This window comes from Leifsonia sp. EB34 (assembly GCF_041260585.1).
Lineage (GTDB): Bacteria > Actinomycetota > Actinomycetes > Actinomycetales > Microbacteriaceae > Leifsonia.
The window spans coordinates 1227316-1239973 of record NZ_JBGCCV010000002.1 but is presented as its reverse complement, the minus strand read 5'-3'; the positions used below and the strand labels follow the sequence as shown (position 1 = coordinate 1239973).

Below are 12658 nucleotides of genomic sequence, written 5' to 3'. Positions count from 1 at the left end.
GAGCGTCTGGGAGGGTTTGGGGATGCGCCGCCCTGAACCGCTTCCGCCCATCCTGCGCTCGCCCGCGTTCTCCGCGTCGGCGGCGACCGCGGCGGGCGTCTCGTCCGCACGGCTGCGCCGGTCGGACCTCGTCGCACCCTTTCACGGCGCGCGGGTGCCGTGCGCCGACTTCGACGGCGGCTTCCGCTCGCGGTGCGTCGCCTATCGGGCAGTCATGCTGCGCTCCCAGTGCTTCAGCCACGGCACAGCGGCCAGAATCTACAAGCTGACGCTCCCGCGTCGATTGCACGAGTCGTCCTGCCTTCATGTCGCCGCACTCGACGGACGTCGAGCGCCGCGCGGAGACGGAGTGGTCGGACACAAGACTCGACTGTCCGCGGAGCAGGTCCGCGTCCACGACGGCATGCGAGTGCCCGATGTCGAAGAGGTGCTGTGCCAACTCGCCGCAACGCTGACCGTCGATGAGCTCATCATGGCCGGCGACTCCTGCGTGCGCCGGAAGAATCCGCTGACGACCGCCTCACGGCTGACTGCCGCCGCACGGGTGGCCTGGAATCGACCGGGCGTGAACACGCTCCGCGCCGCGATCTCGCAGGTACGGGCGGATACGGACTCGCCGATGGAGACGCTGCTCCGACTTGCACTGATCGCCGCCGGGCTCCCAGAGCCCGTCGTTAATCGCCCCATCCGTGTCGGGACAGGGCGCGAGCTGCACGGCGATCTCGTCTATGCACAGCATCGAGTCGTGGTCGAGTACGACGGCGACCACCACCGCACTGAAGCCCGCCAGTACTACGGTGACGTCGACCGGATCTGGGCACTCGAGAGCGCCGGTTGGCGCGTCGTCCGCGTCAACCGCTCGCACCTCGACAACGGGGCCGCGGTCGCCGTTGCGCGCGTACGCGCAGCCCTCGACGAGAGGGGTCGCAACACGCCGTTATGACGCGAGGATAACGGCGAGTTGCGACCCCTGTCGATGGTTAGGCGCGGATGGCGCAGGCGTCGCCGTCGCAGGCGGCTGCCGCAGGATCGCCCAGCGGCGTGAGGAGCGGGCGCGGCGCCGCAGGCGCGGCGGGCGTGCCGCCGGCGTCGGCGGTCACGCGGTCGCCTCCGCCTCGGCCGGCGCGGCCGTCCGCTCGGTCCAGACCTGCTCCAGCGCCTGCGCGAACGTGGACGCGTCCTGCGCGCCCGACACGCCGTACTTCCCATCGATCACGAAGAACGGGACCCCGTTGATCCCATACTCGACCGCAGTGCGCTGGTCATCCCGGACCGCGGACAGGTACTCGCCCGACTCCATCGCGGCCAGCGCGGCGTCGCGGTCGAGGCCGACCGAGGCGGCGAGGTCGGCGAGCGACTCGGCGCGGCCGACGTGGCCGCCCTCGAGGAAGTAGGCCTGGAAGAGCCGCTCCGCCAGCTCGAGCTGCTTGCCCTGCGCCTTGGCGAAGTGCAGGAGCTCGTGGGCCTTGATGGTGTTGGTGTGCTGGAGGGCGTCGAAGTCGTAGTCGAGCCCGACCGAGGCGGCGATCCCGGTCACCCGGTCGAGCATCTGGTGCACCTGCTCGGCGGGGATGCCCTTGTGCCCGGCGAGGAAGTCCACCTCGCTGCCGTCGAAGTCGACCGGGGTGTCCGGCGACAGCTCGAACGAGTGGTACTCCACCTCCACGGCGCGGCCCTCGCCGGCGCCGGAGAACAGGCCGCTGCCCGCCTCGAACTTGCGCTTGCCGATGTAGCACCACGGGCACGCGATGTCGGACCAGATGTCGATCTTGATGGGTTCGCTCACGTCGAAGGACAACAGACTGCAGCGCTGCAGTTATTCCCCTAGAGCGCCGTGTCCTCCGGCGCGTCCACCGCTCCCCCGAACCGGCGGTTGCGGCGGGCGTAGATCTCGACGGCGTTCCACAGGTCGGTGCGCGAGAAGTCCGGCCACAGCGTGTCCAGGAACACCATCTCCGCGTAGGCGCTCTGCCACAGCAGGAAGTTGCTGGTCCGCTGCTCCCCCGAACTGCGCACGAAGAGGTCGACGTCGGGCATGTCGGGCAGGTAGAGGTGGCGCTGGATGGTCTTCTCCCCCACCGCCGAGGGCTTCAGCCGGCCGGCCGCGACCTCGGCCGCGATCGACCGCACGGCGTCTGCGATCTCGGTGCGTCCGCCGTAGTTGACGCACATGGTGAGCGTGAGCACGTCGTTGCCCGCGGTCAGCCGTTCGGCGTACTGCAGCTCCTTGATGACCGACGACCACAGTCGTGGCGTGCGGCCGGCCCAGCGCACCCGGACGCCCCACTCGTTGAGCTGGTCGCGCCTGCGGTGCAGCACCTCCCGGTTGAAGCCCATCAGGAAGCGGACCTCGTCGGGCGAGCGCTTCCAGTTCTCGGTGGAGAACGCGTAGACGCTGAGGTGCTTGACGCCGACCTGGATGGCGCCGGCCACGACGTCCAGAAGGGAGACCTCCCCGGCACGGTGACCCTCGATGCGGGTCAAGCCCTGGCGGTTCGCCCAGCGGCCGTTGCCGTCCATCACGATGGCGACGTGCTCGGGCACCGCCTTCGCCGGGAAGGCGGGCGGGTAGAGGCCCGTCCAGTCGACGGGGCGGTAGGCGACCGCGTCCTTGTGCGTGTAGGGCTTGGGCGTCATCCACTCGCCTTCTGATCGTGCTGGACGTGCTGCAGGGAGCGCAGGCCGCGCTCCAGATGCCACTGGGTGTACGCGGCGACCAGACCGTTCGCCTTCGAGCGGGTGGAGTCGTCGGAGGCGTCGGCCGTCGCCCAGTCGCCGGTGAGCAGCGAGCCGAGCAGCGCGATGGTCGCCGGGTCGATCCGCGGGGCGCCCTGCGGAGCGCAGTCGTCGCACACCACGCCGCCGAGCTGCACGACGACGTGGTCGTGCGGGCCCGGAGCGCCGCAGCGCGAGCAGTCGAGGAAGCTCGGCGCCCAGCCCGCCAGCGACAGCGCGCGCAGCAGGTAGGAGTCCAGGGTGAGCTGCGGGCCGTGCTCGCGCCGCGACAACGACCGGAGCGCGCCGACGAGCAGGAGGTACTGCTGCAGCGACGCCTCGGCGTCGGTGAGCCGGTCTGCGGCCTCCACCATCGCGTTGGCGGCGGTGTAGCTCGCGTAGTCGTCCGCGATCAACGCGCCGTACGCCCCGATGGTCTCGGCCTGCGTCACGATGTCGAGCGTGCGCCCCTCGTAGAGCTGGACGTCGGCGACCATGAACGGCTCCAGCCGCGACCCGAACTTGGAGGCGGTGCGCCGCACGCCCTTCGCCACCGCGCGGATCTTGCCGTGCTGCCGGCTGAGCATGGTGACGATGCGGTCGGCTTCACCCAGCTTGTGGGTGCGCAGCACGACGACTTCATCACGGTAGACAGGCACGACTCCAGTATCCCGCGTGATACAAGTGACTGGTGACATCCGCGGTCTTCACGATCCCCCTCTGGGGCGACCTCGTCGCCGTCGGCGTCGGTAGCCTGCAGGGCGCCATGTTCGCCTCCGGGTTCCGCGATCGCAGACTCGATCTGCTGGGGGTCGCGATCATCGGCGTGGCCACGGGTCTCGGCGGCGGTCTCCTGCGCGACATCCTGCTCAACGTGACGCCGGTGGCGCTGCAGTCCAACTGGTACCTGCCGGCGACGGTCGTCGCGGCGCTGCTCGGCATGCTGCTGGTGCGGCTGTTCCGGAGGCTGGACCCGATCATCACCTTCCTGGACGCGCTCACGATCGGGCTGTTCGGCGCGATCGGGGCGACGAAGGCGCTGGCGCTCGGGCTTCCGGAGGTGCCCGCCGTGTTCGTCGGCGTGGTCTCGGCGGTGGGCGGGTCGATCCTGCGCGACGTGCTGCTCAACATCCCCATCGCGTTGATGCACGTCGGATCCCTCTACGCGGTCGCCGCCGGCGCGGGCACGATCGTGCTCGTCGTGCTGGTCGACCTGAAGGTGCCCTTCGCCGTCGCGGTGCTGGTGTGCGTGATCGTGACGCTCATCATCCGCCTCCTCGCCGTCCGGTTCGGGTGGAGCCTGCCGGAGCAGCGCGAGCTCGGCCGCCTCCGCGCGCCCCGCTGGATGGCGTTCGGCCTCGGGAGACGCCCGAGCGCCGAACGGACGACCGAGCGGACCGACACCGGGGCCATCCCGCGTTACCGCATCGACCGCCCGCACGACGGTCCGTAACTCCGGAGACCGCGGCCCGAGCCGTCCGGAAATCCGTAACTCCGGAGATGGCGCGCGGCGCTCTCCACGGAAATCCGTAACTCCGGACAATCGGCCCGACATGCCGCCGGAAACGCCGTAACTCCGGAGATCGTGGCCCTGTGGGCCGGGATCTCCGGAGTTACGGATAGGGGACGCGCGCGGCCCGGGTCAGGCGCCGACCAGCTCGCCCTTCTCGGCGGCGTGGCCGGCCGACGTGCGCACCGCGCGGTTCACCGCCGACACAACCGCCTTGAACGACGCGGTCGTGGTGTCGCCGTCGATCCCGACGCCCCACAGGCGCACGCCGTCGACGTCCAGCTCCACGTAGGCCGCGGCCTGCGCCGACTCGCTCGCCGACAGCGTGTGCTGCGAGTAGTCGTACAGGTGGACGTTGATGCCGCGGGCGTTCAGGATGTCGAAGAACGCGGCGATCGGGCCGTTGCCCTCCCCCGTGGCCTTCGCGACGGTGTCGCCGTCCCGCAGCGCCACGGTGAGGGTGACGTGCTCGCCGGTCTCGTTGGTCGTGCTCGTGCTGCCCAGCTCGAACCGGCCCCATTTGGCGTCGGGATCGGTCGCCGGCGCGGGCAGGTACTCGTCCTGGAAGATGTCCCAGATCTGAGCGCTGGTGACCTCGCCGCCCTCGGCGTCGGTCTTGGCCTGCACGACGCCGGAGAACTCGATCTGCAGCTTGCGCGGCAGGTCCAGAGCGTGGTCGGTCTTCAGCAGGTAGGCCACACCGCCCTTGCCGGACTGCGAGTTCACCCGGATGACCGCCTCGTAGCTGCGGCCCAGGTCCTTCGGGTCCACGGGCAGGTAGGGCACGGCCCAGACCAGGTCGTCCACGGAAACGCCCTCGCGCTCGGCTCGCGCGGCCATCGCCTCGAAGCCCTTCTTGATCGCGTCCTGGTGCGACCCGCTGAACGCGGTGAACACCAGGTCGCCGCCCCACGGGCTGCGCTCGCCGACAGGCAGCTGGTTGCAGTGCTCGACGGTGCGCTTGATCTGGTCGATGTCGCTGAAGTCGATCTGCGGGTCGATGCCCTGCGTGAACAGATTGACGCCCAGCGTGACCAGGTCGACGTTGCCGGTGCGCTCGCCGTTGCCGAACAGGCAGCCCTCGATGCGGTCGGCGCCGGCCATGTAGCCGAGCTCCGCGGCGGCGACGGCGGTGCCGCGGTCGTTGTGCGGGTGCAGCGACAGGATGACGTTCTCGCGGTGGTTCAGGTGCCGCGACATCCACTCGATGGAGTCGGCGTAGACGTTGGGGGTCGCCATCTCGACGGTGGCGGGCAGGTTGATGATGACCTTGCGCTCCGGCGTCGGCTCGAAGACCTCCAGCACCTGGTTGCAGATGTCGGCGGCGAACTCCAGCTCGGTGCCGGTGTACGACTCCGGCGAGTACTCGTAGTAGATCTCGGTGCCGGGGACCAGCGACTCGAACTGCTTGCACAGCCGCGCACCGGCCAGGGCGATGTCGACGATGCCCTGCTGGTCGGTGCGGAACACGACCTCGCGCTGCAGGATGCTCGTGGAGTTGTAGAGGTGCACGATCGCCTGCTTGGCGCCGACCAGCGACTCGTAGGTGCGCTTGATCAGGTGCTCGCGCGACTGGGTCAGCACCTGGATGGTGACGTCGTCGGGGATGGCGCCCTCTTCGATGAGGCTGCGCACGAAGTCGAAGTCGGTCTGGCTGGCCGACGGGAAGCCGACCTCGATCTCCTTGTAGCCCAGCCGCACCAGCAGGTCGAACATGATGCGCTTACGCTCGGGGCTCATCGGGTCGATGAGGGCCTGGTTGCCGTCGCGCAGGTCGACGGCGCACCAGCGCGGCGCCTGCGTGATGCGCTTAGACGGCCAGGTGCGGTCGGGCAGGTCGACGCGGATCTGCTCGTGGAAGGGCCGGTACTTGTGGATCGGCATGGCGCTCGGCGCCTGGGTGTTCTTCATGGTCTGTCTTCTCCTCGCGGTGTGGTGTGGAGAGCCAACGACGAACTCCGCGACGAGGGAGGCCCGGAACTAGGACTCGTCGCGGCAGCTAAGAAGGAGCAGACCGTACACAGAAACCACGGTACCACGAGGCCGCATCAGCCGCGTCCCACCGCCAGCGCCGCAGCCTGCCGCATGGACAGGTCGGGCAGGTACGCCCGCACGAGGCCCACGCCGATCGCCGGGAGGGCGACCGGATCCGGGTAGGCCATGATCAGCGGGTGCAGCTCGGGCTGGAACTTCCGCTTGAACTTGAGCAGCGACCGGAACCCGTAGACCGGCTCCAGCGACGTGCTGAGGTAGCCGAGCACCCGGTCCATGCCGCTCTTGCTCTCGTCGGGCGTGCCGGCAGTGTGCGCCAGCGGGGCGGCGGAGAGGCTCATGAACTCGATGCCGTCCTCCTTCATCCGGGTGGCGGCCTCGGCGATCAGGAACTCCATGACGCCGTTGATGCTGCCGGGGCGGCGACGCATGAAGTCCAGCGTCCAACCGACGACGTGGCCGTCGCGGTAGCTCGGCAGCCAGGAGGTCACGCCCTCGATCCGGCCGGACTCGTCCACCGCGAGCATCAGCCGGACGGCCGGGTCGCGCAGCTCGTCCAGCCCGCCGAGGGTGAAGCCCATCTCGGGGAGGTCCTTCTCCGCCACCCACTGCTCGGAGATGTCCGAGAGCTGCACCGCCGCGCTCAGCGGCAGCGCGCCGAAGCTGGTCCACTCCGCGCGGATGCCGGCGCGCTGGGCGCGGTTGATCGAGGTGCGGACGTCCTGCCACTTCTTGCCGGTGGTGGCCCACTGCTGCGGCCGGATGACGGTCTCCTCGGCCACGGTCATCGTCGACCAGCCCATCGCGTCGAAGATCGGCTGGTACTGCGCGTCGACGCTGTAGAAGACCGGGATCCAGCCGCTGTCGTCGCAGAAGCGCGAGAAGCGCTCGATGATGCCGCCGTGCACGGACTCGTCCACGCCGAAGGGCGCGCCGGTCGTGAGCGCCACCCGCCCGACGACGCGGTACGCCACGGCGCCTCCGGTCGGGGAGTCGAACCAGTAGCTGTTGCCCGGCCAGGTCGCCATGAACGAGATGGCGTCGCCGCCGCCCTGCTCCAGCAGTGAGCGGACGCGCCCGGCGTCGCCGGTCGCGCGGCGCCACGCGCCGCGGCCGACCATGAACGGGACGGCGGCGAGGATGACGACCAGCCAGAACACGGTGCCGATGTTGTGATAGACGATGGTCGCCAACGGCGTCGTCGGCAGGTACTGCAGCGGCTCGCGACGCAGGAAGCTCACCGGGATGAAGCGCTCCAGCACGTCGTTGAGGAGGTCGGTGATGTCGATCGGGCGCGTGAAGCCGGTGTCCTTCTGCAGCCAGCCGACCAGGATGTAGAGCCCGACCAGGCCGATCCCGGTCAGCGCGACGGTGAGCCCGTAGCGGCGCACCGACCGGGCAGTGGCTAGCACGGTGAAGTGCCGGCGGTAGACGACCAGCAGGATCGCCATCGTGAGGGGCACGAGAGCCGACAGCGCCAGGACGAAGGTGACCTCCCAGTACCGCGGCGACACGGTGGGACGCGGGTCGGCGAACGGGAGGATGCCGAAGTAGAGCCCGGAGAGCACGGCGAGCAGCGCGTTGACCGACACGGCCAGCCAGACCGCGAAGCGGCGTCCGCGCAGGAGGCCGTACGCGGCGAGCAGGAGTGCGAGCAGCGGCAGCACCGAGATGAGCACGGGCCCGAAGCCGTTGATCCGCTCCAGGGTGAGGTCGTGCACGCAGTCACGGGTGACGGCGAACGCCTGGCAGCGCTCCAGCACGCTGCCGGTGGCCGGCACGTCGTTGGAGAACAGCAGGCCGATCGGCGACAGCATCCCGTACCGCGACTGCGTCAGGAGGCCGATGACGGGGCCCAGCGCGCCGATCGTCACGGCGGAGGCGAGCAGCACCCTGACTTCGTGATGGGAGGAGCGGCGCCAGCCGCCCAGGCTCTCGTGCGGCCGCAGCAGCACCCCGAGGCCGAAGCCGGCGAGCACCGCCAGCAGCCGGTAGAGGTCGGACGGGTCGCCGGAGTACAGCACGTACATGATCGCGACGAGCATCGTGATGACGCGGATGCGGCGGCGCCAGAACGCCCCGGCGAACGCGCTGGCCGTCATGATGGTGCCGGCGATGCCGGTGAACACGTCGAGGATGACGAGGTGGTGCACGCTGCGCGACCACATCTCGCCGGTCTGCGAGCCGACGAGTTGGATGCCCACCCCCGCGGCGATCCCCACGACGGACGTCGCGAAGAACGCGAGGGCGGTGCGCCACGCACCCATCAGCCGCTCGGACACGCCGACGAGCAGCACCGTGAGCACGAGGACCACGATCAGCTCGGCGAGGTTGTTCGTGAACAGCACGGCGGTGACCGGGGACCACCAGTGCCCGTCGATGAGCTGGTCCGGCCCCACGCCCAGCCAGACGCGCAGCGGACGGTGCGGGCCGTGGATCGGGCCGGTGAGCAGGGCGAGCGCGAGGATCAGCGCCGTCAGGCCCGTCGTGAAGGGGTGCGTCGCGATCAGCCGGCCGAGCCGGCGCACCGCGCCACTGAAACCGGACGCGCGAGCCGGAGGCTCCGGCGGCCGGGCGGGAGGCTCCTGCGCGCGCACGGCGGTGTCCTCCGCGACCCGCGTGCCGTTGCGGGCCGCCTGGGTCGCGTCGTCCACCGGTGCGCCGCCGTCCGCCGGCGCGCCGCCCCCCGTGGTCACGGCATCGGTCACGGAGCCAGCCCCATGTGAGCGGCGACCGCGGGGAAGCCGTTCGTCAGCGTGTAGCGCACCGTGTTCCAATCGTGTGCCGTCCCGGGCGAGATCAGGAGTTCGCTGCGGATCCCGGCGGAGACGGCATCCGAGTGCAGCGTCTTCGCGAAAGCAGTGTACTTGGCGTCGTTCTGACCCGCGCCGAAGACGAGCAGCGTGTTCGTGTAGGGAGCATGCGCCTTCATCGTAGGCCCGAGCTGCGCATCCTGATAAGCGGTCTGCGAACCGCCGAAGCCGGTCGCGATCGTGAGCGGCACGTTGCCGAGGGTCGGCCCGAGCTCGCTGGAGGACGCCAGCGCCGAGCCGAACAGGTCCGGCCGGCTCACGGCGAACTGGGCGGCGCAGGTGGCGCCCTGGGAGTAGCCGAACGCGCCCCACGCCGACGGGTCGCTGCTCACCCGCAGGTGCGAGGTGATCCACGAGCGAACATCCTTGAGCAGGTAGGTGGCCGAGTCGCCGAAGGCCCGGGAGTCGATGCACATCGGGTTGCGGCCGGGGCCGCCGAGCTGGTCGGGCGCGACGACGATCGGCGCGTAGCCGTTGTGCTTGGCCGCGTATGCGTCGAGGTAGGCGCCGACCCGGCCTGCCGTGAACATGTCGGCGGGAGCGCCGGGCTGTCCCGAGAGGGCGTAGAGCACCGGGAGCGCGGGCGGGTTCGGGCCGAGGGCGACCGGCGGCAGGTAGACGACGGCCTCCCGCGCCGGGAAGTTCGACAGCGTCGCCGGGATCTTGACCTTGCCGATCTCGCCCTTCACGGGCGGGTCGGCCTGGTTCGTGGAGGCGGCCCAGGCGGTGCCCTTGATGACGTCGCCGCGCTCGTTGTGCAGGTTCAGCGCCTTGTACGGCACGACGCCGATGGCGTCGTTGAGGTTTCGGTACGCGCCGAAGTCCACGTTCACGCCCGCGAAGGCGGCGATCAGGAACACCGGGATGCTCACCGCGGCGATCACCTTGCGCCACCAGCGCGACCGGAAGAAGTTGGCGATCCCGAGGCTCACGCCGGCGAACCCGATGGCGACCCACATCGTCGTCACCGGGGTCAGCCCGACGCCGAACAGGTTGTAGACGTCGTCCGTCAGCCAGACCAGGAACCACCCGATCAGCGCGCCGCCGACGGCCGCGAGGGCCCCGGCGAGCGCGCGCTTCCACGTCGGGCGCACCAGGAGGTACGCCGCGAGGAGCGCGGCGACGACGTCGATCGCGATGAGGAACGGCGGTTTGTCGATCCTCAAGGTCATGAGCCAGTTCAGGGTTGGGTCCTCTCGAAAGTGCAGGAGGCGCTCCGGCACGGATGGTGGGCACGCGGCGGAGGGCGCCAGTCCATAAGTATCGGACACCCAGCCTGCGGATAGCTGAGGCTTGATGAGCGTCCAGGAAACCTGGAGAGTCGCTACTCGACCGCGAGGGCCTCCACGGGGGCGACGCGGGTGGCCCGGCGCGTCGGCGCGACCGAGGCGCCGACGGCCAGCACGGCCGCCGCCACGACGATCAGCCCGACGAACAGCCACGGGATCGCCGGCGGCACGAGGCCGCCGCCCGGGAGCTGACCGAGCAGGGTCTGCGCGCCGATCCACCCGTACAGCGTGCCCAGCACCAGCCCGCAGAGCACGGCCGCGACGGTGAGCTGCGCGCTCTCGGCCAGGATCATCCGGCGGACCTGCGCGGCGCTCAGCCCGAGCGCCCGGAGCAACCCGAGCTCCCGCCGGCGCTGCAGCACGCTCAAAGACAGGCTGTTCACGACGCCGACCGCCGCGATCACCGCGGAGAAGCCGACAAGGCCGCTGAACACCAGCATGGTGACCGTGAGCACATTCTCAGCGCCCTGATACAGCTCAGGGTCCTTCGCGGCCGCACTGCGGATGATCGTGAGCCAGGTCTGAGTCGCGACGACGAACATCGTGATCAGCGTGACGCCGATGACGAGGCCGATCGCGGTGCGCGAGCTGCGCTCCGGATTCCGGACCGCGTTGGCCGCCGCGAGCCGCCCGGCCGCGCCGGCGCCGAAGAGCAGGCCGACGCCGCGCAGCACCGCGGGGAGGAACAGCGGGGCCGCGACGATGACGCCCGTGAACGAGAGCAGGCCGCCGAGCATCGCGATCAGCACTCCGAAGCGGCCGAAGTCCGCGAGCCCGGCGTTCCCCGAGGTGGCGAACGCGCCGAGGCCGAGCAGGAGGCCGAAGCCGAGCAGCGCGGCGCCTGGAAGGATGAGCAGCGCCGCGGCCACGATGCGGCCCGTGCTGCGCACGGCGGCCGACGGGCGTTCCTGCGCTGCGCCCAGCGCCTCGACGGGCGCGACGGTCAGCACGCGCCGGCTGCCGATCCACGAGGCCGCCCAGGTGGTGAGCACCACGACGACGGGAGGCGCGATCAGCGACGGCGTGACGACCGGGTACAGCACGTTCGGGAGGACGCCCCACCAGACGAAGGCGCGCACCGCGACGAGCGCGAGCACCACGGCGACGACGCCGCCCGTCAGCGCGCCGATCAGCCCGACGGTGAGGCCCTCCCCCGCCACCGAGCGGCGCTGGGTCTTCGAGCTCGAGCCGAGCAGTCGCATGAGCGCGATGGTGCGCGTGCGCCCGGCGATGACGGTCGCGAACGTGTTCGTGGTGACGATGGCCCCGACGAACACGGCGATCACGAAGAAGATGCCGGCGACGAGCCCCAGCGCGAACCGCGCGGAGCCGTGCGCGCCCATCGGCGACGCAGCGATGTAGGCGCCCAGGACGTTGGTGCAGGCCAGCAGTGCCACGCCGAACGCGGAGCTGAGGGCGGAGACGAGGACGCTGGCGCGGTGGTCGCGCGCGTTCGCCCGGAACGCGCGGATCACGCGCGCGCCGCCGTCCGTTGCGGCGCGGTCCCCTGCGAGTCCATGCCTTGCGAGTCCATGCCCTGGGAATCCATGCCCTGGGACTCCATGCCCAGCATGAACGCCGAGATCTCCTCGGCGGTCGAGCTCTCCCGCTCGGCGACCACACGGCCGTCGGCGAGGAAGACGATGCGGTCGGCGTAGCTGGCCGCCACCGGGTCGTGGGTGACCATCGCGATGCTCTGGCCGGAGCTGCGGGAGGCGTCCTGCAATACGCCGAGGACCTCCCGGCCGGTGCGCGAGTCGAGGTTGCCCGTCGGCTCGTCCGCGAACACCAGGTCGGGACGGGTGGCCAGCGCGCGGACGATCGCGACGCGCTGCTGCTGCCCGCCGGAGAGCTCGTGCGGCCGGTGGCCGAGCCGGTCCGTCAGCCCCAGCAGTTCGATCAGGCCGTCAATCCACTCGCGCTGCGCCAGTGTCGGGCGGTGGCCGTCGATCTCGAACGGCAGCAGGATGTTCGCCCGCACGTCGAGGGTCGGGACGAGGTTGAATGCCTGGAAGACGAACCCGACCCGGCGGCGGCGCAGGATGGTCAGCTCGCCGTCGCCCAGGCCGCTGATCTCGGTGTCCCCGAGGAAGACGCGGCCGCCGGTCACGCTGTCCAGTCCGGCCATCACATGCATGAGCGTCGACTTGCCGGAGCCGCTCGGCCCCATGATCGCGGTGAACCGGCCGGCGGGGATGCCGACGGTCACGTCGTCGAGGGCGATGACCCGGTTGGTGCCGGAGCCGTAGGTCTTCGTCGCGCGCTCGACGCGAGCCACCATGATGTCGGGGTTGTCCATAGCCTCAGGCTAGGAAGCCGGAGGCGCCGGCGGATCGGGC

10 protein-coding genes are annotated in these 12658 nt (G+C 70.6%); 2 read left to right on the top strand and 8 right to left on the bottom strand.

The window, feature by feature from the left end:
* Positions 1-22 precede the first annotated feature (22 nt).
* A complete protein-coding gene (locus ABIA36_RS15335; RefSeq protein ID WP_369963395.1) occupies positions 23-943 on the top strand; it encodes an endonuclease domain-containing protein in 921 nt (306 codons plus the stop codon).
* 153 nt (positions 944-1096) lie between these two features.
* On the opposite strand, the gene ABIA36_RS15330 is transcribed toward ABIA36_RS15335, so the two are convergent.
* The 3 genes from ABIA36_RS15330 to recO are packed head-to-tail and all read right to left on the bottom strand — an operon-like array spanning position 1097 to position 3374.
* The gene (locus tag ABIA36_RS15330; RefSeq protein WP_369963394.1) at positions 1097-1786 is read right to left on the bottom strand and encodes a DsbA family protein; all 690 of its coding nucleotides are present in this window, start codon (positions 1784-1786) and stop codon (positions 1097-1099) included.
* Positions 1787-1824: 38 nt separating this feature from the next.
* Complete coding sequence (locus ABIA36_RS15325) at positions 1825-2637, bottom strand: isoprenyl transferase (RefSeq protein WP_369963393.1); 813 nt, start codon at positions 2635-2637, stop codon at positions 1825-1827.
* The gene (gene recO / locus ABIA36_RS15320) at positions 2634-3374 is read right to left on the bottom strand and encodes a DNA repair protein RecO (protein ID WP_369963392.1); all 741 of its coding nucleotides are present in this window, start codon (positions 3372-3374) and stop codon (positions 2634-2636) included. Before recO ends, ABIA36_RS15325 begins: the two co-directional genes overlap by 4 nt.
* Before the next feature lie 32 nt (positions 3375-3406).
* Between recO and ABIA36_RS15315 the strand changes: the two genes are divergently transcribed.
* Positions 3407-4168: a trimeric intracellular cation channel family protein gene (locus ABIA36_RS15315; RefSeq protein WP_369963391.1), complete on the top strand. Its 762-nt coding sequence runs from the start codon at positions 3407-3409 to the stop codon at positions 4166-4168.
* Positions 4169-4357: 189 nt separating this feature from the next.
* On the opposite strand, the gene leuA is transcribed toward ABIA36_RS15315, so the two are convergent.
* The 5 genes from leuA to ABIA36_RS15290 all read right to left on the bottom strand — a co-directional run bounded on the left by leuA (position 4358) and on the right by ABIA36_RS15290 (position 12618).
* Positions 4358-6136 carry a 2-isopropylmalate synthase gene (gene leuA, locus ABIA36_RS15310; protein WP_369963389.1) on the bottom strand — a complete coding sequence of 593 codons (1779 nt, stop codon included), beginning with the start codon at positions 6134-6136 and terminating at the stop codon, positions 4358-4360.
* Positions 6137-6273: 137 nt separating this feature from the next.
* A complete protein-coding gene (locus ABIA36_RS15305; protein ID WP_369963388.1) occupies positions 6274-8925 on the bottom strand; it encodes a bifunctional lysylphosphatidylglycerol flippase/synthetase MprF in 2652 nt (883 codons plus the stop codon).
* Positions 8922-10202: an alpha/beta hydrolase gene (locus ABIA36_RS15300; protein ID WP_369963387.1), complete on the bottom strand. Its 1281-nt coding sequence runs from the start codon at positions 10200-10202 to the stop codon at positions 8922-8924. Before ABIA36_RS15300 ends, ABIA36_RS15305 begins: the two co-directional genes overlap by 4 nt.
* Before the next feature lie 152 nt (positions 10203-10354).
* Positions 10355-11794, bottom strand: a complete 1440-nt coding sequence (locus ABIA36_RS15295; RefSeq protein WP_369963385.1) for an FtsX-like permease family protein — start codon at positions 11792-11794, stop codon at positions 10355-10357.
* Positions 11791-12618: an ABC transporter ATP-binding protein gene (locus tag ABIA36_RS15290; RefSeq protein WP_369963383.1), complete on the bottom strand. Its 828-nt coding sequence runs from the start codon at positions 12616-12618 to the stop codon at positions 11791-11793. Before ABIA36_RS15290 ends, ABIA36_RS15295 begins: the two co-directional genes overlap by 4 nt.
* Between the last annotated feature and the right edge of the window lie 40 nt (positions 12619-12658).

Bases quoted from the DNA above. Each gene is read 5' to 3' on its own strand.
- ABIA36_RS15335 (WP_369963395.1), top strand. From the start codon at position 23: ATGCGCCGCCCTGAACCGCTTCCGCCCATCCTGCGCTCGCCCGCGTTC.
- ABIA36_RS15325 (WP_369963393.1), bottom strand. From the start codon at position 2,637: ATGACGCCCAAGCCCTACACGCACAAGGACGCGGTCGCCTACCGCCCC.
- leuA (WP_369963389.1), bottom strand. From the start codon at position 6,136: ATGAAGAACACCCAGGCGCCGAGCGCCATGCCGATCCACAAGTACCGG.
- ABIA36_RS15300 (WP_369963387.1), bottom strand. From the start codon at position 10,202: ATGACCTTGAGGATCGACAAACCGCCGTTCCTCATCGCGATCGACGTC.
- ABIA36_RS15290 (WP_369963383.1), bottom strand. From the start codon at position 12,618: ATGGACAACCCCGACATCATGGTGGCTCGCGTCGAGCGCGCGACGAAG.